Source organism: Mycolicibacterium komossense (assembly GCF_025822605.1).
GTDB lineage: Bacteria > Actinomycetota > Actinomycetes > Mycobacteriales > Mycobacteriaceae > Mycobacterium > Mycobacterium komossense.
The window spans coordinates 1-22,717 of sequence record NZ_JACKTY010000051.1; the positions used below are offsets into that span (position 1 = coordinate 1).

20 protein-coding genes, 1 tRNA gene and 2 pseudogenes are annotated in these 22,717 nt (G+C 65.7%); 12 read left to right on the forward strand and 11 right to left on the reverse strand.

Annotated features, from left to right (window positions below):
• Positions 1-476, reverse strand: a pseudogene (locus H7J73_RS31685) (TIGR03560 family F420-dependent LLM class oxidoreductase); the annotation flags it as partial.
• Between the two features lie 55 nt (positions 477-531).
• A pseudogene (locus H7J73_RS34055) lies at positions 532-702 on the reverse strand (LLM class F420-dependent oxidoreductase); the annotation flags it as partial.
• Between the two features lie 95 nt (positions 703-797).
• On the opposite strand from H7J73_RS34055, the gene H7J73_RS31690 reads away from it, so the two are divergent.
• Together H7J73_RS31690 and H7J73_RS31695 are read left to right on the forward strand one after the other, a co-directional pair.
• Positions 798-1,436, forward strand: coding sequence for a GntR family transcriptional regulator (locus H7J73_RS31690; protein ID WP_264072019.1), 639 nt, complete (start codon positions 798-800; stop codon positions 1,434-1,436).
• Positions 1,433-2,659 carry an MFS transporter gene (locus H7J73_RS31695; protein WP_264071810.1) on the forward strand — a complete coding sequence of 409 codons (1,227 nt, stop codon included), beginning with the start codon at positions 1,433-1,435 and terminating at the stop codon, positions 2,657-2,659. The genes H7J73_RS31690 and H7J73_RS31695 overlap by 4 nt, the downstream gene beginning before the upstream one ends.
• Before the next feature lie 12 nt (positions 2,660-2,671).
• Here H7J73_RS31695 and rpmG read toward each other — a convergent pair whose 3' ends face one another.
• Positions 2,672-2,809 carry a 50S ribosomal protein L33 gene (rpmG, locus tag H7J73_RS31700; RefSeq protein WP_264071811.1) on the reverse strand — a complete coding sequence of 46 codons (138 nt, stop codon included), beginning with the start codon at positions 2,807-2,809 and terminating at the stop codon, positions 2,672-2,674.
• Positions 2,810-3,013: 204 nt separating this feature from the next.
• On the opposite strand from rpmG, the gene mrf reads away from it, so the two are divergent.
• Positions 3,014-4,213, forward strand: a complete 1,200-nt coding sequence (gene mrf, locus H7J73_RS31705; protein ID WP_264071812.1) for a ribosome hibernation factor-recruiting GTPase MRF — start codon at positions 3,014-3,016, stop codon at positions 4,211-4,213.
• Positions 4,210-4,380 carry a 50S ribosomal protein L31 gene (locus tag H7J73_RS31710; RefSeq protein ID WP_264071814.1) on the forward strand — a complete coding sequence of 57 codons (171 nt, stop codon included), beginning with the start codon at positions 4,210-4,212 and terminating at the stop codon, positions 4,378-4,380. Before mrf ends, H7J73_RS31710 begins: the two co-directional genes overlap by 4 nt.
• A 412-nt stretch (positions 4,381-4,792) precedes the next feature.
• On the opposite strand, the gene H7J73_RS31715 is transcribed toward H7J73_RS31710, so the two are convergent.
• Together H7J73_RS31715 and H7J73_RS31720 are read right to left on the reverse strand one after the other, a co-directional pair.
• On the reverse strand, positions 4,793-5,458 hold the full coding sequence (locus H7J73_RS31715) for a phosphatase PAP2 family protein (protein WP_264071815.1): 666 nt from the start codon (positions 5,456-5,458) through the stop codon (positions 4,793-4,795).
• Between the two features lie 210 nt (positions 5,459-5,668).
• Positions 5,669-5,977, reverse strand: a complete 309-nt coding sequence (locus H7J73_RS31720; RefSeq protein ID WP_264071816.1) for a hypothetical protein — start codon at positions 5,975-5,977, stop codon at positions 5,669-5,671.
• 860 nt (positions 5,978-6,837) lie between these two features.
• On the opposite strand from H7J73_RS31720, the gene tatB reads away from it, so the two are divergent.
• Positions 6,838-7,260, forward strand: a complete 423-nt coding sequence (gene tatB / locus H7J73_RS31725; protein ID WP_264071817.1) for a Sec-independent protein translocase protein TatB — start codon at positions 6,838-6,840, stop codon at positions 7,258-7,260.
• A gap of 15 nt (positions 7,261-7,275) precedes the next feature.
• Here the strand turns inward: tatB and H7J73_RS31730 are convergent, their stop codons facing one another.
• A complete protein-coding gene (locus tag H7J73_RS31730; protein WP_264071818.1) occupies positions 7,276-8,286 on the reverse strand; it encodes a VWA domain-containing protein in 1,011 nt (336 codons plus the stop codon).
• Between the two features lie 297 nt (positions 8,287-8,583).
• On the opposite strand from H7J73_RS31730, the gene H7J73_RS31735 reads away from it, so the two are divergent.
• Complete coding sequence (locus tag H7J73_RS31735; RefSeq protein ID WP_264071819.1) at positions 8,584-9,594, forward strand: VWA domain-containing protein; 1,011 nt, start codon at positions 8,584-8,586, stop codon at positions 9,592-9,594.
• 36 nt (positions 9,595-9,630) lie between these two features.
• On the opposite strand, the gene mgtA is transcribed toward H7J73_RS31735, so the two are convergent.
• Positions 9,631-12,249 carry a magnesium-translocating P-type ATPase gene (mgtA, locus tag H7J73_RS31740; protein WP_264071820.1) on the reverse strand — a complete coding sequence of 873 codons (2,619 nt, stop codon included), beginning with the start codon at positions 12,247-12,249 and terminating at the stop codon, positions 9,631-9,633.
• Between the two features lie 83 nt (positions 12,250-12,332).
• On the opposite strand from mgtA, the gene H7J73_RS31745 reads away from it, so the two are divergent.
• Positions 12,333-12,686 (forward strand): ArsR/SmtB family transcription factor, encoded by a 354-nt coding sequence (locus H7J73_RS31745; protein ID WP_264071821.1) that lies wholly within the window; start codon positions 12,333-12,335, stop codon positions 12,684-12,686.
• Positions 12,687-13,191: 505 nt separating this feature from the next.
• Positions 13,192-14,556, forward strand: coding sequence for an alpha/beta hydrolase-fold protein (locus H7J73_RS31750; protein WP_435405621.1), 1,365 nt, complete (start codon positions 13,192-13,194; stop codon positions 14,554-14,556).
• A gap of 98 nt (positions 14,557-14,654) precedes the next feature.
• Here the strand turns inward: H7J73_RS31750 and H7J73_RS31755 are convergent, their stop codons facing one another.
• The 3 genes from H7J73_RS31755 to H7J73_RS31765 form a co-directional block, all read right to left on the reverse strand.
• Positions 14,655-15,386: a polysaccharide deacetylase family protein gene (locus H7J73_RS31755; RefSeq protein WP_264071822.1), complete on the reverse strand. Its 732-nt coding sequence runs from the start codon at positions 15,384-15,386 to the stop codon at positions 14,655-14,657.
• A gap of 258 nt (positions 15,387-15,644) precedes the next feature.
• Positions 15,645-15,716 (reverse strand) — tRNA-Thr (locus H7J73_RS31760).
• Between the two features lie 46 nt (positions 15,717-15,762).
• Positions 15,763-16,497 carry a hypothetical protein gene (locus H7J73_RS31765; RefSeq protein ID WP_264071823.1) on the reverse strand — a complete coding sequence of 245 codons (735 nt, stop codon included), beginning with the start codon at positions 16,495-16,497 and terminating at the stop codon, positions 15,763-15,765.
• 174 nt (positions 16,498-16,671) lie between these two features.
• Between H7J73_RS31765 and H7J73_RS31770 the strand changes: the two genes are divergently transcribed.
• Together H7J73_RS31770 and H7J73_RS31775 are read left to right on the forward strand one after the other, a co-directional pair.
• Positions 16,672-17,391 carry a response regulator transcription factor gene (locus H7J73_RS31770; protein WP_264071824.1) on the forward strand — a complete coding sequence of 240 codons (720 nt, stop codon included), beginning with the start codon at positions 16,672-16,674 and terminating at the stop codon, positions 17,389-17,391.
• Between the two features lie 81 nt (positions 17,392-17,472).
• A complete protein-coding gene (locus tag H7J73_RS31775) occupies positions 17,473-18,945 on the forward strand; it encodes a sensor histidine kinase (RefSeq protein WP_264071825.1) in 1,473 nt (490 codons plus the stop codon).
• On the opposite strand, the gene H7J73_RS31780 is transcribed toward H7J73_RS31775, so the two are convergent.
• Positions 18,920-19,321, reverse strand: coding sequence for an HIT family protein (locus tag H7J73_RS31780; protein WP_264071826.1), 402 nt, complete (start codon positions 19,319-19,321; stop codon positions 18,920-18,922). The two genes, H7J73_RS31775 and H7J73_RS31780, sit on opposite strands and share 26 nt — an antisense overlap.
• Positions 19,322-19,429: 108 nt before the next feature.
• Here H7J73_RS31780 and H7J73_RS31785 point away from each other — a divergent pair, with 108 nt between their 5' ends.
• Together H7J73_RS31785 and H7J73_RS31790 are read left to right on the forward strand one after the other, a co-directional pair.
• Positions 19,430-20,674: a bifunctional glycosyltransferase family 2/GtrA family protein gene (locus tag H7J73_RS31785; protein ID WP_264071827.1), complete on the forward strand. Its 1,245-nt coding sequence runs from the start codon at positions 19,430-19,432 to the stop codon at positions 20,672-20,674.
• On the forward strand, positions 20,674-22,677 hold the full coding sequence (locus H7J73_RS31790; protein ID WP_264071828.1) for an ArnT family glycosyltransferase: 2,004 nt from the start codon (positions 20,674-20,676) through the stop codon (positions 22,675-22,677). Before H7J73_RS31785 ends, H7J73_RS31790 begins: the two co-directional genes overlap by 1 nt.
• Positions 22,678-22,717 lie beyond the last annotated feature (40 nt).

A 22,717-nucleotide genomic window follows, 5' to 3' on the forward strand; every position in this document is an offset into this window, starting at 1 on the left:
AGATGGTCGAAGTGCTTGGCTGCCAACGGGATTGTCTTCTTCTCGCCGCTGCCGCCGATCATCAGCGGGATGTGGTCGCGGAAGCGGGGCTCGGCCATGGCTTCCTGGGTGCGGTAGTACTTTCCGGAGAATGTGGGCCGCTCGCCTTCGAGCATCGGCAGGATGATCTGCAGGGCTTCGCCGAGCTTGTTGAATCGGTCGGTGAACGTGCCGAACTCGTAGCCGAGGGAATCGTGCTCGAGCTCGAACCAACCGGTGCCGATGCCGAGGATGGCGCGGCCTTGGCTGATCACGTCCAGGGTGGTGATCGCCTTCGCCAGCAGTGTCGGGTTTCGGTAGGTGTTGCCGGTGACCAGGGTGCCGAGTTGGACGTTCTCGGTGACTGCGGCCAGGGCGCCGAGCGCGGTGTACGCCTCGAGCATCGGCTGGTCGGGAGTGCCGAGACCGGGCAGCTGATAGAAGTGGTCCATCACGAACGTTCTCGGTGACTGCGGCCAGGGCGCCGAGCGCGGTGTACGCCTCGAGCATCGGCTGGTCGGGAGTGCCGAGACCGGGCAGCTGATAGAAGTGGTCCATCACGAACACTGCGTCGTATCCGGCGGCGTCGGCCTCGCGAGCCTGGGCGACGACGGTCGGGAAGAGCTGCTCGACGCCTGTGCCGTAGGAGAAGTTCGGAATCTGATAGCCCAGTTTGAGAGTCACCCCTTCGAGCCTAGCCAGCAGATGCGACCGCCACCCGCCTCTTCCGCCTTGTATACAACCTTGCATGCAAGGCGTGTAAGCTCTCTTGGGTGGCGATGGAACAGGTGCCGGCGGCCGAGCGGGCTTATCAAGCGACGAAGGCCCGGATTCTTGCCGGCAAGATGCCCGGCGGTCAGCTGCTGAGCGAGATCGATGTGGCAACCGAGCTCGGTATCAGCCGCACTCCAGTGCACGAGGCTTTCCTGCGGCTCGCGGCAGAGGACTTCCTTGATCTGGTCCCGCGGCGAGGAGCTGTGGTCGCGCCGGTGCCCCCGCACGAAGCCATCGATCTGCTTGAGATGCGCCTCGCCATCGAAGGCGCCGCGGTGCGGAGGTTGTGCCGATCGCCGCAGGAGCTCGGGCCGCTGTGTGACGAGCTGACCTCGCTGACCGACCGCCAGCGCCGCGACGCGGCCGAGGGGGACACCTGCCAGTTCGCCGCTGCTGACGACGCCTTCCACCGGCGGATCGTGGACGCGGCGGCCAACGCCATCGGCCAGCGTTTCTATGCGTCGCTCGGAGACCGGCAGCGCCGGATGATGGCCGATGTGGTTCGCGGCGCGGGTATGCGTGTGGCGACGATCATCGACGAACACACTCAGATCGTGGCGGCCATTCGCCAGGCTGACACATCGGCCTTCGAAACGTTGCTCATCGCCCATCTCGAGGCGGCGTATCGGGTGGTGCTGAGATGAGCGGTCCAGCTCACGTCTTTGCGCCCACCGGGTTCAAGCCCTGGCGAGCCGTCGCGCTGGCGATGTTCTGCATCGGTTGGGGTGGAAACCAGTTCACGCCGTTGCTGATCGAATATGTTCAGCGGTCCGGCTATTCGCAGACCAACGTCGATGTGCTGTTGGGTGCCTACGTCCTGGGTCTGATACCGGGACTGCTCGTGGCCGCGGCACTGTCGGATCGCTACGGGCGCACCCGCGTGATGATCGTCGGGGTGCTCAGTTCGGCACTGGGCAGTGTGGCGCTGGCGGCCGGCGACTCGTACGGATTCTCGGTGCTCTTCGGGGGCCGGTTGTTGAGTGGGCTGGCGGTCGGTATCGCGATGGCGGTCGGCTCGGCGTGGATCACCGAACTCTCGGCGCCGCCGTTCGGCGACGCGGTGCCGGGCGCGGGCGCGCGGCGCGCCTCGGTGGGGCTGTCGCTGGGGTTCGGCGTCGGACCGCTGTGCGCCGGCCTGCTTGCGGCCTTCGCGCCGCTGCCGCTGGTGCTGACCTATCTGGTGCACGTGTTGCTCTGTGCTCCGGTGTTGTGGATCGTGGCGCGCAAGGCAGTCGAGACGCGCTCCGGTGCGCCGACGCGCAGCCTCTGGCGGTCGCTGAAAGTGCCATCGGCAGGTCATCGGAGGTTTGTTCGCGTCGTTGTTCCGATGGCGCCCTGGGTATTTGGATCGGCTGGCATCGCCTATGCGATTGTGCCGACGTTGGTCGCCGGAAAACTCGGGTCATGGGCGCTGCTGTACACCTGTGGGCTGACGGTGCTGACCTTGGCATGCGGGGTGCTCATCCAGCCCGTCGCGCGGCTGCTCGACGACCGTTCGACCGCGCGCGCAATCGTGGTGTCGATGGCGCTGATGGCGGTCGGTGTTTTCGGCGCTGTGACGGCGGCGGTCACCGGTTCGGCGATTGTCGGCGTGCTGGTGGCCATCGTGCTTGGCAGTGCCTACGGCATTGCGATCGTGTCGGGCCTACTGGAGATACAGCGCATCGCCGAACCTGACGAGCTTGCAGGCATGTCCGGCGTGTACTACGCGATTGCCTACTGCGGTTTCCTGCTACCGGCGGTCCTCGCGTCGTTGGCCCGCTACTTCAGCTATCCCGCGATGCTGACGGTGGTCGGAGTGCTCGCCGCCGGGTGTACCGCGGGATGCGCATCCGGGTGGTCGAAGCACCTGCAGCCGACTGGCTAGGTCGTCGGGGCGTCAGCACTCTTCTCGGAACTCGACATGACGTCGGATGCGATCAGGATCGTTACGCCGGTTCTTGTGGGTGAGCTGGGTATGGCCGGCGCCGGCGGTGGAACGCGGTCTGACGACGAGGCGAATCTCGTTGCTGGCCATCAGATTTCCACGCCGTTTCGGCGAAGGCGCGCAACCACGGTATCGAAGCTGTCGCGGTTGATGACCTTGATGCGTTTGGCACTGACCCGGCAGTGGGCTGACATGGACAGCCACCTTCCTTAATGAAAATGATTTTCGACAAGATCGATGCGGGACGGTATCGTGAACTCAAGTTAATGATAATCGTTTCCATTAAGGAGGATGATGCGGACACCAGTGCTGTTGGTGACCGGGCAGGGAAACAGCGACGCTGTCGCGGGCACGTTGATGGAGAAGCCCGGAACCCTGCTTGTGGCGCATCGCTTCGACGGGCAGGTGGTGCGGCGCACTGTAGGCCACCTGCGCGATGGCGAGCTGCACACCTCGGAGTTCCCCTTGGAGTTGGCTCACGGCTGCGTGTCCTGCACCATTCGCAACGATCTACTGGTGCTGTTGCGGCGGTTGCACCGGCGCGACGACGTGGATCGGCTGGTGGTGCACCTCGGGCCGTGGCTGGAACCGGAACCGGTCTGCTGGGCCATCAACCACGTCGCGGTGCGGGTCGGCCCGGGATACCTCGACGGTCCCGCCGCCCGCGATGTCGCCATCGAGGCCGTCCTCAACTGCGTCGATGCGACTGGGTGGGCGGCTAATGCCGTCGGGGACGCCGAGTTGCGCGACGGGCGAACCGTCGCGCAGGTTCTGGTCGGGCAGGCCGAATTCGCCGATGTCCAGGTGTTGACGGCACCCGAACCGACCACGCTGGCGGTGCTGCGCCGGCTGGCGCCTCGCGCCCGGATCACCGTCGGGCCCGAGCGCGTGGAAATGGCGCTGCGACACGTCGAGCCCGAGTCCCGGCGTGGCCGCGACGGCAATCCGCACGAGCCGCTCCTGGCCGGTGAGCCACCGCTGAGCGCGGACGGCGAGGTCTCGCTGGTGGAGTTCGCCGCCGACCGGCCCTTCCATCCCGCCCGGCTGCACACCGCGCTCGACCTTCTCTTGGACGGCGTCGTCAGGACTCGGGGCCGGGCGTGGCTGGCAAACCGGCCGACCGACATCATGTGGATCGAGTCCGCGGGTGGTGGACTCCGGGTCGGCAACGCCGGAACCTGGCTGGCTGCAATGGAATCCAGTCAAGTCGTCGGTGTCGATCCGCAACGGCAGGCCCTGGCCGCGCTGCGCTGGGACGACGAGTTCGGCGACCGGCACACGTCCATGACCGTCCTGGCGTGTGGCGCTGTGCCCGCCGACATCGTGGAGGCTCTGCCGGGCGCATTGCTCACTGACAGCGAATTGGCCGACCGCGCAACGTGGTCGCGCTATGCCGATCCGTTCGGCGACTGGCATGAAGACCCCTGCGACGAACTCACTGATCGCGTCGCCGACACGGCTGCGCCCGGTTACGGCGAAGGAGATGAGCGATGAAACCCGGAATCCGCCCCGGCTACCACCCGCTGGTGGTCGTCGAGGTCAGCGCGGATTCGCACCCGTCCTGGACCGGGGCCCACCGGTACATGGACACCGCCGGCGGGGTGCAGAAGTTCCGCCGCGGCGACGGGCAGCGCGGCCTCCGCAGCGAGGACGGTCGGTGACCCGAGCGCGTCCCGCCACCAGAAGTCCGTTCACCGTCGTCGTCTGCGGAGGCTGTGCCGGTGATTGCACGGCGGGTGTCATGGAGGAGTTGCGCGCGTCGATCCGTCGCTGTCCGCACGGCATACTCGTCAGGGCTGCGTGCCTGCGCGGTCCGCTCAGCTGCGCTGCCCACCCGCACCGCGCCGGTGTGATGATCGTGCTGCAGCCGTGCTGGGTAGACCGGAGCCCGAGCGCCCCTGCTTGTTGGGTCGGTCCGATCTGTGACCAGCGAGACGTCGGCGTCGTACGGGACTGGCTCGAAAGCGGCCGATGGGCTCAGGCTGACCTGCCAGACCGGCTCCGGGTCGCGTCGTCCGTAGGGAACCCCCGGTCAGTGGTGAATTGACGGCCGCTGGGCGTGGACTTTGAGATTCACGATTGGCGCGGATGGTCCGTTCTCGATTTCGCGGTGTCGTCGGTCGAGAAGCCGATCGGGCGCGGTAGCAGGCGCAGGCACAGCACGAAATACAAGAATCCGAGCGCCCAGCCGGCGATGACGTCGGAGGGATTGTGCACGTTGAGTGCGACACGGGCGACTCCCACCACGAGGATCAGCGCTCCGGCGCCCACCGCCACGGCGGCCTTTCGGCCGTTCGGTATCGACGGCCAGAAGACAGTCAGCAGGGCCAGTACCCCAACGGTGACGGTAACAGCGTGTCCTGACGGGAACGATGTTGATTCGCCGTGGACCAGCGCGCTGGTCGGCCGGGGGCGGTTACCGAGTTCCTTCGCGACAAGAGCGACCAAAGCAGATAACTCGATGCTGACGAAGAGGAATATAGCGGTGGGTTTGTCGCGGCGGACGAGTGCAAAACCGATTACGGGGAGAGCGATCACGCGAAATCCGATGGGGCCGAAGATTACGCAGAAAACCACCCAGAACGACACCCATCCCGGATGGGAGAGCCCGAAACCATGGAAGACCTGCAGCCACCAGCCGTCAATGGCTGACAGCCAAGCCCATTTCGCGACGAAGCCGACCCACATCGTGGCGTAGACGACGGCGGCGATCGCCCCCGCGGCCGGCAAATACCGCACGGGTGAAGCGCTTTCAGCGCTTTGGCTACTGGTCATCGGGGCTGGAGGCGTAGCAGGTCTCCTCATCAGGAGCCCCCCGTTGCAGAGGCGACCGCTCTCACTGACCGCAACTCGGCCACGCGTCCCGCCGGCCGCCACGTTGTGAGTACGCGCAGCTGTTCCACCGCTCCTTCACAAACTTCGATCAGGCTTGGCTTTCCCTCGCGTGCCTCATGGGCATTGCCCGTTGTTCACGCACCCGGCTTCCGGAGATGCTTTGAAAGTGGGGGCGGCCACCGACGTGGCCAGGGCCGTCGCCGGCGCTGCGGCCGTGACGGTCGCACCGGTGCTGAGATCGGTGGGATCGATTTGCATCGCGGGAACAGTCGGATAGACATAAGACGTGCCGGTGGCGGAAGCTCCGGAACCCCCGGCGACGTCGTGGGAGTCGCCGGCGTTCAGGACTGTCGTCGCGGCGGCCGCGATAACGGAGATCGAACCAAGCATCGCTGCGATACGTCTCGTAGTTCTCTGGCTCATCTGTGTGTGTTCTCCGTCAATCGGCCTAGGCCCGTCCGTGCGCCATCGCTATGGCTACGGGCGGGTCAGTATCGGTGGGCGCCTGGGGGACTTCACGACCTGCGGTGTGCCACCAAGCTACCCCCATCGATCAAATACTTCTACAAGTATCCATCAAAGATACAGCTGATTGACAGTCGTTGTCGAGGCAGAGGTGTTCCATCACTCTCTCGAAGACCGCTGGAAGAAAACAAATTTCAGCATTCTCGTGCGAGATATCATGCAACATCACAGCTCAAGTTCATCCAATCAACACATATCGCGCGCGACGATTGTCTGATGCAACTACCTCGAATTCGACCCGTTCGTGTCAGCTTGTTGGGCATCGGAACGACCGCTCTGGCGTTGACTAGCTCGATAGTAGGAAGTGCTGTTGCGCAGGCGGTTCCGAGCCCGCAGGTAGTAGGCCAGAAATACAGTGACGCCAGTACCGCGCTCTCCGGCGCTGGGTTTTCGGTGGTTGTTTCGAGCACGGAGGGTGACCAGCTGGCGTGGCCGAACTGCATCGTCACTCGCCAACAAGTCAGAACTGTTCCCGCACAGGAAAACACAGGTGGTTCGCCAACGAATCAGATGCTGGTGTCACTGAACTGCGACGCGGCGGTTGCGTCGGCTGTCTCTCCGGGCAACTCGCTGGCAAGCCCTGAGGGGCGAGCCGCAGCTGCTGCAGCTGCCGCGGCCGCTGCTTCGGCGACGCCGACGGCCTCTGCCACGCCTTCGGGGACGAGCTAGCCGCTGATTACCTGACTCTGTTGGCTGGCCCAGCTTCCGGATCGAGTCAACATCTGCAGTGTCAGCAGAGAACAGCGCATGATGTGTAGATGTTCGAGAATCTCGGGTGGGGGCATCTCTTGGTGCTCGGACTGGTCGGCTTGATCGTGCTGGGCCCGGAGCGACTGCCCGGTGCGATCCGATGGGCGTTCACCGCGACACGCCAAACCCGCGACTACATCAGTGGCGTCACGGGCCAACTGCGCGAGGATTTAGGCCCCGAGTTCGAGGACCTGACGCGACCGATCGGCGAGCTGCAGAAGCTCCGCAGCATGACGCCGCGTGAGCTGGTGACCCGACATCTCCTGGATGGCGATGACTACTGGTCCAAGAGCATTGACACAGAGCAGGTTTCACGCCAAGTCCAAGCTGGTGAGGTGCCCGTGCAAGCGAACGGGATCAGTGGCGATCTCTCGCCTGCCAGGGCCCAGCCGCGCAGTGGAGCCGCGCCCTTCGACTGGGACGCCACCTAGGGCGGCCCCGCACTCTCAGCGGGGAATCTGCCTGTTGATCAGCACTCCGGCGAGGACCGCCAGCGCTAGTGCCAGTGCGCCCAGACGCATCCAGCCCTGGCTGCCGTCGCCGCGGGTCGTTTCGAAGCCGATCTCCTGCTGCAGGGTGGCGTAGACGCGTTGCAGCTGAGCGAGAGTGCCCGCATGAAAGGCGTCCCCGCCGGTCAGGTTGGTGATGGTCTGCAGTGTTTGATCGTCGACGGGGACCGGTACCGTCACACCGTTGAGGTCGATGGTGCCTTGCGGCGTCCCGAACGAGATCGTGGAGATCTCCACGCCTTGGTCTTTGGCGGCTTGTGCTGCGGTGAAGGCACCCCTGGGTTCAGAGGGATTTGTCGGCACTGTTTCGGCACCGTCGGATTCCAGCACGATTCGAGCCGGTGCGGTGGTATCGCCCCCGCCCATGACTGCCTGAAGTGTCGAGATCGCCTGCAGCGCCGTGAAGATTCCTTCGCCAGTTGCAGTGCGTTCCTGCGGGCGGAGCGCGTCGATGCCCGCCTTCATCGTGTTGCGATCGGTGGTAGGCGACACCAAAACAGTTGCGGTTCCGCCAAAGGAGACCAGCCCGAGATTGATGCCGGGCGTCAGTTCGTCGGTGAACTGGCGGCCGGCCTCCTGCGCGGCCGCCAGGCGGTTCGGGGCGACGTCGGTGGCGACCATGGATTCCGACACGTCGATAACGAGCATCACCACCGCTCGGCTGCGGGGGATTCGAACGGCTTCGGTGGGTGCGGCCATGGCGGTGGTGAGGATGACCAGCGCGGCGACCGCCAGGATCGCCGGCAGGTGACGCCAACGATATCGACTGCGCTTAGGCGCAACCGCCTCCAGCAACTCCATGTTGGTAAACCGCAACACCCGTTTGCGCCGACCTCGTGAGACCACGACATACAGCACCGCGACCGCGACGGTGACGAGCAGGTACAAGAAGAACCAGGCGTGAGCGAACCCTGAGAACGGCAACGGACCCAAAAAGGGGATGCTCACCTCAGCGCCCGGGCCCGCTACGTCGAGGCCCTATCGAAAAACGTTGCACCCGTTCAGGATGGGAACGGGTCCCCTTGACAGAAGGCGGGCCGGTCACTTCTCCAGTACACAGAATCCGTGAGCTATAGTCAAACAATTGTATGAGTGTTCGGATATCTGCGACACATCGTCGACAGGTATGTCGGTGGTGACACTGCGTGCGCACATCCGTGAACGTCGGCGAGAGGTGAGTTAAGTGGCTGCAGGCGAGCTTCTGCCGGACGCGACGACGGGCGGCCTGCGGTCCCGAATGGCGCTGTGACACTGCCGGGCATCGGCCCCGTCACGCTGTCGGGTCTCGAGCACCCACAGATGTTGTTTTTGGGGGTGGTGCCCGCAGCCTTGCTGGTGCTCTACGTGGTGGTGCAGGTGCGTAACCGCCGGCGTGTGCGGAGATACGTCAATTCGGAACTGATGGATTCCGTTGCTTCCCAAGGGGCGTCCCCGTGGCGTCACGTGCCGGTCGGCGCGGCGCTCGTGGCATTGCTGTTCTTGACGGTGGCGCTGGCCGTGCCCAGCCAGAATGTGCGTATCCCCAGGAACCGCGCCGTGATCATGCTGGTCGTCGATGTGTCGCAGTCGATGCGCGCAACCGATGTCACGCCAAGTCGGCTGGCGGCGGCACGGGAGTCGGCGAAGATATTTGCCGCCCAGCTCACGCCGGGAGTCAATCTTGGCCTTATTTCGTTCGCGGGCCACGCCAACGTCTTGGTATCGCCCACACCTGAGCACGGGGCCACCATCAGTGCGCTGGACAATTTGCATCCTGACAACAGCACCGCCACCGGTGATGCGATTCTGGCTGCCTTGCAGTCGATCGCGACCGTGGCGGCAGTGCTGGGCGGCGGGGATACGGCGCCTCCGCCGGCACGCATCGTCCTGCTGTCCGACGGTAAGGAAAACGAACCGGAGAATCCGGATAACCCACATGGGGCGTACACCGCGGCGAGGGCAGCGAAGGATCAGGGCGTGCCGGTTTCCACTATCTCGTTCGGCACCGCAGGCGGAGTCGTCAGTCTCGACAACCGAACCGTCCCGGTCCCAGTCGATGCCGACATGATGAAGCAGATCGCCCAGCTGTCGGGTGGTCAGTTCTACACCGCCTCGAATATCGACGAGCTCAACCGTAGCTACGACGCGATCGAACAGCAGGTCGGTTACCAGACGGTTCCTGGGCCGGCCAGCGCCGGTTGGTTGCGGCTTGCGGTTCTCGTCGCGACTCTGGGTGCGCTGCTGGCGTTGGTGATCAACCGCCGACTGCCGACGTGAGGTACCTCGCGTCGGGCTCGGCCGTGGAGTCGATCCTCACGGTATGTCATGGACGTGTCGGACGTAGCGGCGTTTGACGCTGTATGCGAGCACGGCGTAGCCGCTCAACACGCCGATCAACCACAGCGCATAGCTCATCGGAAGTGGTTGTAGTCGAAGAAGATTCGCCAAGGGACTGATGGGCAGTGCGATCCCGACCGCAGCGGCCAGGCAGGCGGCGAGCACCATCACGGTAGCGGGCCTTGGCGATTTCCAGGGTGTCGCCTTTCCGCGTAGCACCATGACGATCAGCAGCTGCGACAGCAGACCTTCGAGGAACCAGCCGGTCTGGAAGATGACCGGCGCATGCGTAGCGTCGAACCACCACCACAGGGCAGCGAAGGTCGCCACGTCGAACAGCGAGCTCAGCGCTCCGAACGTCATCATGAATCGGGTCAGGCCGTCGGGTTGCCAGCGTCGTGGTGTGCTCAGATACCCGGGATCAACCCGATCCCACGGTAATGCCAATTGAGCGGCGTCGTAGAGCAGATTCTGGACCAGCAATTGGATCGGCAGGATCGGCAGGATCGGCAGGAGCAGCCCGGCGCAAAGCACCGACAGGGCATTGCCGAAATTGGAGCTCGCCGTGATCCGCACGTACTTCATCGTGTTGCCCAACGTGCGCCGTCCTTCGATCACACCTTCGGCGATGACCCGCAGATCGGGGTTCAGCATGATCAGATCTGCCGCCTGTTGGGTGGCGTCGGTGGCCGTGTCGGCGGCAATGCCGACATCTGATGTCCGCAGAGCTGCAATGTCATTGACCCCGTCGCCGACGAAGCCGACTGCCGTTCCCCCCACTCGTAGTGCGGCCACGATCCGCTCTTTCTGCGCAGGTGTGACCTCGGCGAACATCGATGCGCTGCGAGCGGCGATCCGCAGGTCGTTGTCATCGAGGTGGTCAAGATCGTCGCCCACCAGAGCGCCATCGGTGGCGATACCGACCTGGGCGGCGACGTGCGTGGCCACGGTGCGAGCGTCGCCGGTGATCATTTTCAGTGATATTCCAAGGGCAGCCAGCTCACCGACGACCTGCGACGCGTCAGCGCGGACCGGATCGACGAACGCCACGAATCCGGCCAGCATCAGGTTTCGTTCGTCGCTGGCGCTGTAGGGACCTAGCCGAGCCGGAAGATCTCCGACGGCGACGCACAGCACCTGCATGCCAGCGCTGCGGTAGTCGTCGATGAGGGCGCCGACCGCGGTGCGGCCCGGTTGATCCATTTCGACGGCAACGCCATTGACCCACATCGTGGTGCAACACGGCACCACGGTGTCCCCGTCACCCTGACAGATGAGGCGATGCTCTCCGGACGGACGAGAGACCACGACGCTCGCGCGTCGTCGGCGGTGGTCGAAGGGAATCTCGTCGATCAGCCTACGATGCGAATCCGGGTCGACGGCGGTCCGCTGTGCGACGAAAGCGATTGCGTCGTCGAAGCGACCGCCGGTTGGATCAGTGCATGCCGAGGCCACGACGGCGAGTTCGGCCGCAAGGTCGTCGTGGCGTCCGGCGGCGTCGATGGCGTGCGCATAGACCACGCGATCCTCGGTCAATGTCCCAGTCTTGTCGAAGCACAGCACCTCCATGGCGCCCAGATCCTGAATCGCGTCGAGCCGCTTGACGAGGACGTCTCGCGCGGCCAGTCGGACCGCGCCGCGGGCGAGGGTCGTGGTGACCACGACGGGCAGCATCTCCGGTGTGAGGCCCACGGCGACCGCTACCGCCAGAATCGCCGCATGTGTCCACTGCCCGTCGCACATGCCGCGAACAACGAACACCACGGGAGCCATCACCAGCATCAATCGAACAAGGGTCCAGCTGACGGCCCGCACACCACGATCGACGCTCGATTGATGTCCACGTCGAGAGGCGTTGCCGCGCAACGATCCCGAGTACGTGCGCGATCCTGTCCCGACGACGACTCCCGTCGCGCTTCCGGCGACCACGTTGGTGCCGGCGAAACACAGCCGAGGGCAGGCGACCACTGCGGGTGGAACGTCGCCGTCGTCGAGTCGGGCGGCCTTACCAACTGGCAGTGTCTGACCGGTGAGCATCGACTCGTCGATCGCCAGGCCGACCGAGGTGATGATGCGGACGTCAGCGGGAACGACGTCGCCGGCGACGAGATGAACCAGGTCACCGACCACCACCTCGACGACAGGGACTTCACGGGTGACGGCCACCGCTTCGTCGTGGCTGCGGCGGCGCACCGTGGCGGTCGCCGGCTCTCCGGTGCGCAGCGAGGCGACTGCGCGGGCGGCCCGGCCGTGCTGCCAAGCCCGCAGGAATACCGCCGACAACACCATGATCGCCACCGTGGCGGCACTGTGCGCGTCGCCGAGGAAAGCGAACACCACCCCCAGGGACCCCAGCAAAGCGACGAATGGGCTCCGCGCCGCTGCCAGAACTCGATGGGAAACCGCCGGGAGGGGGTCCTGTCGACTGACATTCTCACCACCCTCGGCGAGTCGCTGAGCGGCGTCGTGCTCCGTCAGGCCACGGGGTGAGCTGCGGGTGGACTGGTACAGCGTGAACTCGGTTGCTGTCGCAGCCTCTCGCAGGACATCACCGTCGGGGCCGCTGCCGATCGCGGGCGGTGCATCGATCGTCACGATAAGCTGCCAGCGTAACGATCGCACACTTGCACAATTGTCGATGACCGAGCAGGCTGGGCGTAGCCACGAAAGGACCCACGGTGCCTCCAGCGCGACATCGCGACGAACCGGCGCAGCCGCTCGGATCGGAGTTGTTGCAAGACGCCGCGGGCATGTTCGCGATGCTTGCTACGCCGGTGCGCGTTCATATTCTGTGGTTGCTGGCCCACGGCGGACAAGATGTCGGGACACTGGCCGAGAACACCGGGCAGAGCTTGGCGACCGTCAGCCACCATCTGGGCAAGCTGAAACTCGCGGGCCTGGTACGTGACCAGCGCGATGGCAAACGCCGGATCTACGTGGCTGCCGACCCGCACGTGCTCGATCTCGTCCTGGGCGTAATCGAGCGCAGGTTGGCGAACGACGATGTGACTGGTCGCCGCCGGCGGGCATGACCTGAGGACTTTTGCCGCAGGCCTTGTCACCCGTCCTCTTCGGTCCCGGCCACGTTGCAGTCCTGCGCAGTTCTCGGCTCCGGCCGACGTTCCGTACCACCGGGGTACACAGGCCGTCACGGTCGAGGTCAGCAATCTCTCGGGGCCCAGCGGCATGCCTACCGGATCCATCTGAGCGAGTATCCATTCGCATTCTGCGAATCTCCTGCGCATAGACCAAGAGTTGGCTTGCGAGCGTCAGTCAAGAGGCTTCTGTGGGCGCCGGTGTTGGGACTCAATACTTCTCAGCTATCGCACAGTACCCGGCGGCACAATCGCGTTTGGCGGGACAGCTGCGAAAGATGGGACAGCTGCGAAAGGACGGAAGGGTTGGTGGAGTGTCCGATCGGTGGTCACGATCATCGGCTGCCGTGACGTCGAAGGTGACGATCACTGACCCGGACGCGATGCCGTGACGACGTGGTTGGGCTACGACCTGGTGCTGTTGCGGGCCATTGTCGAAACCCTGCGGCACCGGGTCGCGGGGGTGTCATTGATGCACGGCTGGCTTCCCCCAACGGTGCAAGCGGCGGCGGTGGTATCGCTTGGCTGTGCTGTCGCCGGGCGGTCCGGCCGGTGGTGGATCCGACGATTGCCGCTGACGCTCGGGTTCGGGGCGGCTCTGGCGATGGCACTGCACTGGTACCTCGGCTCAACGGGACTGTCCGGTGGACCGGCACCGAATGCCCTGTGGCTCTGGCTTATTCTTGCCGGCACGGCCGCCGGCGTCATCCTGGTGGGCTTTCGCGGCACGCAATGGTGGCGGCGAGCCTCGGCCCTGGCCGGCGTGCCGCTGTGTCTGCTGAGCGCCGCGCTGGTCCTGAATGCCTGGGTCGGATACACCCCGACGGTGTACTCCGCCTGGAATCAGCTGACGGCTGGACCTCTCCCGGATCAGACCGACGTGGCGACTGTCACCGCGATGCAGCGTGCCCACGTCATACCGGTCAACGGCACTGTGGTCCAGGTGACCATCAGCGGGGTGGCGTCGAAGTTCCCTCATCGTGGTGAGCTGGTGTATCTGCCGCCGGCATGGTTCGCCAGCACCCCGCCGCCCCCTCTGCCGGTGGTGATGATGATCGGAGCCGAGTTCAACACGCCCGCAGACTGGTTGCGGATCGGGGGCGCGACCAGTGCCGCGGACGCTTTCGCTGCGGCACATGGTGGTAACGCTCCCGTGCTGGTGTTCGTCGACTCCGGCGGTGCTTTCGGCGTGGACACCGAATGTGTGAACGGCGCACGTGGAAACGCAGCGGATCATCTGACCAAGGACGTGGTCCCCTTCATGATCTCGAACTTCGGAGCGAGTTCCGACCCCGCCCGCTGGGGGGTCGCGGGATTCTCCACAGGGGGTACCTGCGCGCTCGATCTCACGGTGATTCACCCCGACCTGTTCCGTTCGTTCGTGGACATCGCCGGCGACGCCGGTCCGAATGCCGGCACCAAGGAACAGACTGTCGCCCGGTTGTTCGGCGGCGACGCCGCAGCGTGGGCGGCGTTCGATCCGGCCACCGTCATCGCCAAGCACGGCCCATATCGTGGCGTGTCCGGCTGGTTCGCAATCGCGCCGTCCGCGAACCACGGCGCTAACGCCGGCGGTCAGGATGTCGCTGCTCGTACATTGTGCAATCTGGCTGCGGGACAAGGTATCGACTGCGGAATAGTGACGCAACGCGGTAACCACGACTGGGTTTTTGCCGCGGCCGCGTTCGCTGCGGCGTTGCCCTGGCTGGCCGGGCAGCTGGGTACCTCCGGCGCGCCCCACATTGCGTTTCCGGCGAGCCCGGCACAAGTCGGCTCGACATCGACGACGGAGGCGGCCGGCCGATAACCGCACTGCGCGTGGGGTTTTCGTGCTGACGGGGCGCACATCGGTCCGAGGTTTGGCACCCGCAGGCCGGCGAGGTGTCGCGCGTAAACGTCTCGCCGTCAGGCGAATACATCGTTGAGCGTGACGGTCTGCAGTCCACGGCCGGTGATGATGTCGGCCAACTGGGGCAGAATATGGCTGATGGGAGGCAGATTGGCGTGCATCAGCACGACCTGCTGGGCGTTGAACGAACCGTTGGCATTGGCGATCATCGCCGCCTCGTCGATCGGCCTGGAGTCGCCGATATCGCCGCTCCACAATGCGATGGTGTGGTAGCCGTGGTCGGCGGCCACACGATCCGAGCTGGCATTGTGGCTGCCGTAGGGCGGCCGGAAATAAGGAGTTCCGTCGACGCCATAAGTATCCCGCAGGAAGTCGGCATTGCGACCGATCTGGTCGGACAACGAGGCCGTGCTGATCTTGGTGATGTCGGGGTGTGACCAGGTGTGGTTGCCGAGCTGAATCTGACCCGATTCAACCATCGGCCGCAGCACTGGAGCGTTGACAGTCCACGAGTGGTTTACTCCGTTGACGAAGAACGTCAAGCGCATTCCCGTCTCGGCGCAGAATCGACCCAGTGCGGCGACGTCGGCTGTACTACACCCGTCGTCGACGGTGAGGGCGATGTGATTTCCCTCGCCGGGCAGACGGGTGAGCACACCGACGGGTGCCGGTTCGCGGGCATTCGGTGCCTGCCACGGTGTTGCCTGGGCCGTGAAGGAGCGTGCTGTCGCCGCGACCGCGCCGAGCGCGCAAGCTCCTAAGATCGTCCGCCTGGTGAAATCAGCCATTTTGCAACAGCATTCAATCTGAAGAAGGAATGACAGCAGCGAAAGTGAACGCCGGCCACGGTACGGGCGGTGGTGCGGTCATCGCGTCTGCGCGCCAAGCTGGACAGCGGTCCGGGCTCATCGCCAACGATGTCTGGGAGTTCTGCTGTTCCCCAGCGAAGGGCCTGTGAAGGCACTGGGACCTCGGTCAGGTACCCGGCCGGCCTCCCGAACCGGCCGTCCGCATATCTGGATATCTGGTGGAGGCAAACAATGCGGAGCCCCCGGTCAGGATTGAACTGACGACCTTCCGCTTACAAGGCGGGTGCTCTACCACTGAGCTACGGAGGCGTGCGCCGAGCCGTACCCGAGCCCGGCGCGCAGACAGCTTATCGGGTCACTCGTCGTGGTCGCCGAGCCGCTGCGACGGAACCGTCCGGGTGAGAGGGCGCCGCACGGTCCGGCGCGGTAACGGAATGCGGTCGGCGATATTGCTCAGCGGGTTGACCACCTGGCTCAGGGTGGTCACGGCGTCGCGCAGCAGGTCGATCGTCGGGGCCAGCGCCTCCAGCCCTGGCGCCAACCGATTCAACGTGTCAGCCACATCGGCGAGCTGCTCCAGCGGGCCGTTGCGGGCCGTCAACTTCTCGACCAGGCCGCCCTCGGCCAGCAGCCGGTCAGCCAATCCGTCTTCGGCGAGTAGACGTTCGACCAGGCCGTCCTCGTCGAGCAGCTGATCGACGAGGCCGCCGGGGGCCAGGGCGCGCTCCAGACCGCCGCCCTCGGCGGTCAACCGGTCCAGCACACCCCCGGGTGCAGTGGCGCGGTCGATCAGGCCACCGGGCCGCATCAGCCGGTCGATCGGACCGTCGGGAGCCAGCGCCTTGCCCAGTGGGGCGTCGTCGTCGATGAGGCGGGCAATCCGATTGGCCCGCGCCACCGTGTCGTTGATGCCGAACATCTGCGACATGTGGCTCATCGGGTTGGTCGCCGCCGACGAACCGTCATCGCCAAGAGACCGCTTGACCAGGTCCAACGCCCCCTCGGCGACGTCGAGTCCGGCTTCGGTGGCAGCGAGCCCGATCCGAACCGGCGCAGTTGCCAGGCCGACGAGGCTTTTGCCGAGGTTCATCCCGACGAGTCTAGGTGGACGAATTTGCCGGGATCGCCGGTATCAGCCGGGGCTCTGGCGAACCCTGCGCGGAAGTCACCGGGAGAACCTGGGAAGTCACTGAAACCAATTCACAGGAAGTGCACAGCTACCACTCAGCGCTATGGCAAGCAATTCGGAGGATATTCACTAGCTATGGCAGCCCCAGTTACCAGCGAGACCAAGCCGGAAGCTCGCGTGCTTGTCGTAGACGACGAGACGAACATCGTCGAACTACTGTCCGTGAGCCTCAAGTTCCAGGGCTTCGAGGTACACACCGCCGCAAACGGCCCGGCCGCGCTGGACCGGGCCCGCGAGATCAAACCCGACGCCGTCATCCTCGACGTGATGATGCCCGGGATGGACGGATTCGGGGTGCTGCGCAGGCTTCGCGCCGACGGAATCGACGCCCCGGCGCTGTTCCTGACCGCCCGCGACACCCTGCAGGACAAGATCGCCGGCCTCACACTCGGGGGCGACGACTATGTCACCAAGCCGTTCAGCCTCGAAGAGGTCGTGGCTCGCCTTCGGGTGATCCTGCGGCGCACCGGCCGGGGTGTCGAGGAGCCGCGCACCGCGCGTCTGACCTTCGCCGACATCGAACTCGACGAAGACACCCACGAGGTCTGGAAGGCCGGCGAGCCGGTATCGCTGTCGCCGACCGAGTTCACGCTGCTGCGGTACTTCGTGATCAACGCGGGCACCGTGCTGAGCAAGCCGAAGATCCTCGACCACGTCTGGCGCTACGACTTCGGCGGAGACGTCAACGTCGTCGAGTCGTACGTCTCCTATCTGCGGCGCAAGATCGACACCGGCGACAAGCGGTTACTGCACACCCTGCGCGGTGTGGGTTATGTACTCCGCGAACCGCGCTGACGGCCTCTGCGAACCGCGCTGACGGCCTTCACGAACCTCGTTAACAGCCCAACCGACCACCGACTGGCGGACAATAAGAGCATGCCCGACCATCGGCGACGAGGTGTCCCTCTACGGGTCGGCCTCGTCGCGGCCACCCTCGTGCTCGTCGCCTTCGGCTTGCTGGCGTCGGGTATTGCCGTCACCACGATCCTCGACCACAGCCTGGTCGGCCGTGTGGACCAGACCCTGATCGACGCGTCGCGGGGCTGGGCTCAGGCGCCGCGCCGCATGCCGCCGCCGCCGAACGAAGGTCCCAACCCCGGTCGGCCGCCGTCGAACTTCTATGTTCGCGGCGTCGGTGACGACGGTCGGGTTTGGATGGCGGTCAACGACCGCGACGCCGACCCGCAACTGCCCGACGACAACGACGTCGGGCCGGTGCCCACCACCGTCGGCTCGATCGACGGCTCGCACGTCGAATGGCGTGCGGTTTCGGTACGCGGGCCCCACGGCGAACTGACGACCGTCGCGATCGACCTGTCCGACGTGCAGTCCACGGTCCGCTCGCTGATCTACGCGCAGGTCGGGATTGGCGTCGCGGTGCTGCTGGTGCTCGGCGTCGCCGGTTACGCGGTGGTCCACCGCAGCCTGCGACCACTGGCCGAAGTGGAACAGACTGCCGCCGCGATCGCCGCCGGAGAGCTCGATAGCCGTGTGCCGCAACGTGATCCGCGCACCGAAGTGGGTCGGCTGTCGCTGGCACTGAATGGCATGCTCGCGCAGATTCAGCGGGCGATGGCGTCCTCGGAATCCTCGGCCGAGAAGGCCCGTACTTCGGAGGAGAGGATGCGTCGCTTCATCACCGACGCGAGCCACGAACTGCGTACTCCGCTGACCACCATCCGCGGATTCGCCGAGCTGTACCGCCAGGGCGCCGCCCGCGATGTCGAGATGCTGATGTCGCGGATCGAGAGCGAGTCCCGCCGGATGGGGCTGCTCGTCGAGGACTTGCTGCTGCTGGCCCGGCTCGATGCGCAGCGTCCGCTCGAACAACGTCGAGTGGACCTGCTGACGCTGGCCACCGACGCGGTGCACGATGCCCAGTCGATCGCGCCGGCCCGCGTCATCGCGATGGACGTCTTCGACGGCCCCGGCACCCCCGAGGTGATCGGAGACGAGGCCCGGTTGCGACAGGTGCTGGGCAACCTCGTCGCCAACGCGCTGCAGCACACGCCCGAAACCGCGGGGATCACCGTACGCATCGGCACTCGCGGTGACTGCGCGATCCTCGAGGTCGCCGACGAAGGCCCCGGGATGACCCAGGACGACGCGCACCGGGTGTTCGAGCGCTTTTTCCGGACTGACTCGTCGCGGGCACGCTCCAGCGGCGGCACCGGCCTCGGACTGTCGATCGTGGATTCGCTGGTGTTTGCCCACGGCGGCACGGTGACGGTGACGACGGCACCGGGGCGCGGCTGCTGCTTCCGCGTCAGCCTGCCGCGCTACGCCGAGGTGCCCGCGCAGCCGGCTGAGTTCGACCGCGAGGCTAGGGCCCGCTCAGCGCGGCTTTGATCTTCGCCTGAGCCTCGTCGAGGGACTCCGGCGATGGGTTCGGGTCGGCGCCGCTGATATCGAAATCACCCAGCGTGTACGCGGGAAAAACATGCACGTGTAGGTGCGGAACTTCCAGCCCGGCGATCAGCAGACCGGCGCGGTCAGCGTTGAAGGCAGTGGTCACAGCGCCGCCGATGCGTTGCGCCAGTGCCATGATCCGGCCGAATACCCCCGGGTCGACGTCCTGCCACTGATCGATTTCGGCGCGGGGGACCACCAGCGTGTGGCCTTGTGTGACGGGTGCGATCGTCAGGAACGCGACGAACTCGTCGTCCTCGTAGACGAAACGTCCCGGTATCTCCCGGTTGATGATTTTCGTGAAGAGGGTGGCCATGACGACCAAGCATATGGGGGGCCGCCGGTGGACCTTCTCGGCCCTCTTTCAGCAACCTCCCAGGCTCGACGCAGTGCCGTGGCAGCTTGCCACGGGACCGTAATGGGCATGACCGAACTGGCGTTGCCATCGTCCGGCACCGAATCCAGCTCGGAATCCGTCGCCCAGATCGACACCAGGGATTACGTTCTGGACATCGTCATCCCGGTCTACAACGAGGAAGCAGACCTACCCGGCGCCGTTCGCCGGCTGCACCGCTTCCTGTTCGACGAGGTTCCCTACCGGTCGCGGATCACCGTCGCGGACAACGCCAGTACCGACACCACGCTCGAGGTGGCCCGGCAGCTGGCTCGCGAACTGCCCGATGTCGACGTCATGCACCTCGATGCCAAGGGGCGCGGCGGTGCCCTGATGGCGGCGTGGCTGAGCTCACCTGCGGACGTCGTGGCCTACATGGACGTCGACCTGTCCACTGATCTGGCGGCGTTGATGCCCCTGGTCGCCCCGTTGGTATCCGGGCACTCCGACATCGCCATCGGTTCCCGACTGGTGCCGTCGTCGCGGGTGGTGCGCGGTCCGAAACGCGAATTCGTCTCCCGCAGCTACAACCTGATCCTCCGCGGGGCGCTCGGTGCCCGATTCTCCGACGCGCAGTGCGGTTTCAAGGCGCTGCGCGCCGACGTGGCGCGTGAGCTCCTGCCGCTGGTCGCAGACACCGGATGGTTCTTCGACACCGAGCTCCTGGTGATCGCCGAACGTGCCGGCTTGCGTATCCACGAGGTCCCCGTCGACTGGATCGACGACCCCGAATCGCATGTCGACATCGTCGCGACCGCCGTCGAAGACCTCCGTGGGTGCTGGCGGATCGGTCGGGCTCTGGCTACCGGAGCGCTGCCAGTGCGAGAACTGCAGGCCAGCCTCGGCCGGGAACCGCTCGTTCCGGGTGTGCCGCGCGGAATGGTCGGCCAGCTGGTGCGCTTCGGCCTGATCGGCATCGCCAGCACGCTCGCCTACGCGCTGCTGTACCTCGTGCTGCACCCCGCGGTCGGCGCACAGGCCGCCAACCTGACCGCACTGTTGCTGACTGCGATCGGCAACACTGCGGCCAACCGCGCCTTCACGTTCGGGATTCGCGGTCGGGCCGACGCTGCGCGTCATCACATGCACGGTCTGTTGGTCTTCGCGTTCGGGCTCGCGGTCACCAGTGGATCGCTATTCGTCCTACACCGCTTCGATCCGACCGTCGGCAAGGTCGCCGAGCTGTCTGTCCTCGTCGTGGCCAACCTGGTGGCCACACTCGCGCGGTTCGTCGCGCTGCGCCGGGTCTTCGGCGCCCACGCCCGACTGACCTGATGTCCACCGCCATGAGCTCGTCGGCGGTGGACGCTGCGCCTGAAGTCGTTGCGCCGCAGATCAAAGGGCGGCTCACTCACCCGTGGGCGCTGGCGGGCCTGCTCGTCGGGACCGCTCTGCTCTACCTGTGGGACCTGTCGGTATCGGGCTGGGCGAACGCCTTCTATTCGGCTGCGGCGCAAGCGGGTGCGCAGTCCTGGAAAGCCTTCCTGTTCGGTTCCTCGGATGCCGCGAACTCGATCACCGTCGACAAGCCGCCGCTGTCGTTGTGGCCGATGGCTCTGTCGGCCCGGGTGTTCGGTGTGAACTCCTGGAGCATCCTCGTGCCGCAGGCGGTCATCGGGGTGGGCGCGGTGGCCCTGCTGTGGGATACCGTCCGGCGATCGTTCACTGAAATCGCCGCACTGGCAGCTGGTTTGGTCTTCGCGCTGACTCCGATCGCGGTGGCGATCTTCCGGTACAACAACCCCGACGCCCTGTTGGTGCTGCTGATGATCGCCGCGGTATGGGCGATGCTGCGCGCTGTGGACGACGGCCGAACCCGCTGGCTGTTGCTCGCCGGGCTCTGCGTCGGGTTGGGCTATCTGACCAAGCAGCTGCAGGTCACGCTCATCCTGCCGGCACTAGGTGTGACCTATCTGATTGCGGGCCCCCGCGGGCTGTGGACCCGGCTGTGGCAGGCGGCGGTGAGCCTGGGTGCGGCCGTGGCCGGCGCCGGCTGGTGGGTACTGCTGGTGCAACTGTGGCCCGCCAAAGACCGACCCTGGATCGGCGGCACCACGCACAACTCGATCGTGGAGCTGACACTCGGTTACAACGGGCTGGGGCGGCTCTCCGGTGACGAACCCGGCAGCACAGCGGGTTTGGCGCTGGGCCCGGCCAACGGCCCCAATCAGACCGCCGCGTCGCTACACCTGTGGGGGGTGCCGGGTGCCGGTCGGCTCTTTCAGCTGGCCCAGGCCGGCCAGATCGCCTGGCTGCTACCGACCGCTCTGCTGTTCGGAGTGGTGTTGCTGGTGTGGCGTGGGCGAGCCGCCCGCACCGACGCGCGACGGGCCCAGCTACTGGTCTGGATGCTGTGGTTGATCTGTACCGCAACGGTGTTCAGCTATATGCAGGGCATCTTCCATCCCTATTACACCGTCGCGCTGGCACCGGCGATCGGCGCGCTGGTCGGGATCGGCGCCGTGGTGTGTTGGGAGCACCGGCACCAGGTCTGGGCGCGAAGCACCCTGGCAGTCGCCGTCGTCACCGTCGCGGCCACTGCCTACTTCGCACTGAACTACTATCCGCTCTACAGCCCGTGGCTCAAGTGGCTGGTGTTGGGGGCCGCGGCGGTGGCGCTGCTCGGTCTGGCGTTGACCAGGCTCACCTGCGCCGGCCGCGGCCCGCTGCGGACGGCCGTCGTCGTCGCGATGGTGATGACGGCACTGCTTGCGCCAGTGGCATATTCGGTGACTACCGTCGTCCAGGGCAACTCCGGTGGGCTTCCCTCGGCCGGCCCATCGCTGCGCTCGCGCATCCGGGTGAACTCGAGCTCCAACCAGCCCGGCGTCGTGACCGCCCAGATCACCGAGGCCTCCGGGCCGGGGTTCCTGCGGCCGATCGGCGCTCCGGGCCGGCCTTCGCACGTCCCCGGCTGCAGCCTGCTCGAGGCGGGTACTCCGGCAGCCGATGTCATCGCGAAGCTGACCGAGAATGCCGACCGCTATCGGTGGGTCGCGGCGACCGTCGGCTCCATGTGCGCCGCCGGATATCAGCTCGCCAGCGGCTATCCCGTGATGCCGGTCGGCGGGTACAACACCACCGACCCCGCGCCCAGGCCGGATCAATTCCTGCGGCTGGCGCTGGGCAAGCACATCCACTACTTCATCATCACCAATCCGATCCAGCAGGATAAATGGGGTCACCTCAACGACGCCGCCCTGATCCAGCAGTGGGTGCAGCGCAACTTCACCCCGATCAGGGTTGATCGCGTACTGATGTACGACCTGTCGCAGTAGCGCTCAGTCATGATCGGCGGGTGAAGGGTTGGCCGGCGTC

Coding starts and splice junctions, on each gene's coding strand:
- H7J73_RS31690 (WP_264072019.1), top strand. CDS start 798: ATGGAACAGGTGCCGGCGGCCGAGCGGGCTTATCAAGCGACGAAGGCC.
- H7J73_RS31695 (WP_264071810.1), top strand. CDS start 1,433: ATGAGCGGTCCAGCTCACGTCTTTGCGCCCACCGGGTTCAAGCCCTGG.
- rpmG (WP_264071811.1), bottom strand. CDS start 2,809: ATGGCCAGCAACGAGATTCGCCTCGTCGTCAGACCGCGTTCCACCGCC.
- mrf (WP_264071812.1), top strand. CDS start 3,014: ATGCGGACACCAGTGCTGTTGGTGACCGGGCAGGGAAACAGCGACGCT.
- H7J73_RS31710 (WP_264071814.1), top strand. CDS start 4,210: ATGAAACCCGGAATCCGCCCCGGCTACCACCCGCTGGTGGTCGTCGAG.
- H7J73_RS31720 (WP_264071816.1), bottom strand. CDS start 5,977: ATGAGCCAGAGAACTACGAGACGTATCGCAGCGATGCTTGGTTCGATC.
- tatB (WP_264071817.1), top strand. CDS start 6,838: ATGTTCGAGAATCTCGGGTGGGGGCATCTCTTGGTGCTCGGACTGGTC.
- H7J73_RS31755 (WP_264071822.1), bottom strand. CDS start 15,386: ATGGCTGATTTCACCAGGCGGACGATCTTAGGAGCTTGCGCGCTCGGC.
- H7J73_RS31765 (WP_264071823.1), bottom strand. CDS start 16,497: ATGAACCTCGGCAAAAGCCTCGTCGGCCTGGCAACTGCGCCGGTTCGG.
- H7J73_RS31770 (WP_264071824.1), top strand. CDS start 16,672: ATGGCAGCCCCAGTTACCAGCGAGACCAAGCCGGAAGCTCGCGTGCTT.
- H7J73_RS31775 (WP_264071825.1), top strand. CDS start 17,473: ATGCCCGACCATCGGCGACGAGGTGTCCCTCTACGGGTCGGCCTCGTC.
- H7J73_RS31780 (WP_264071826.1), bottom strand. CDS start 19,321: ATGGCCACCCTCTTCACGAAAATCATCAACCGGGAGATACCGGGACGT.
- H7J73_RS31785 (WP_264071827.1), top strand. CDS start 19,430: ATGACCGAACTGGCGTTGCCATCGTCCGGCACCGAATCCAGCTCGGAA.
- H7J73_RS31790 (WP_264071828.1), top strand. CDS start 20,674: ATGTCCACCGCCATGAGCTCGTCGGCGGTGGACGCTGCGCCTGAAGTC.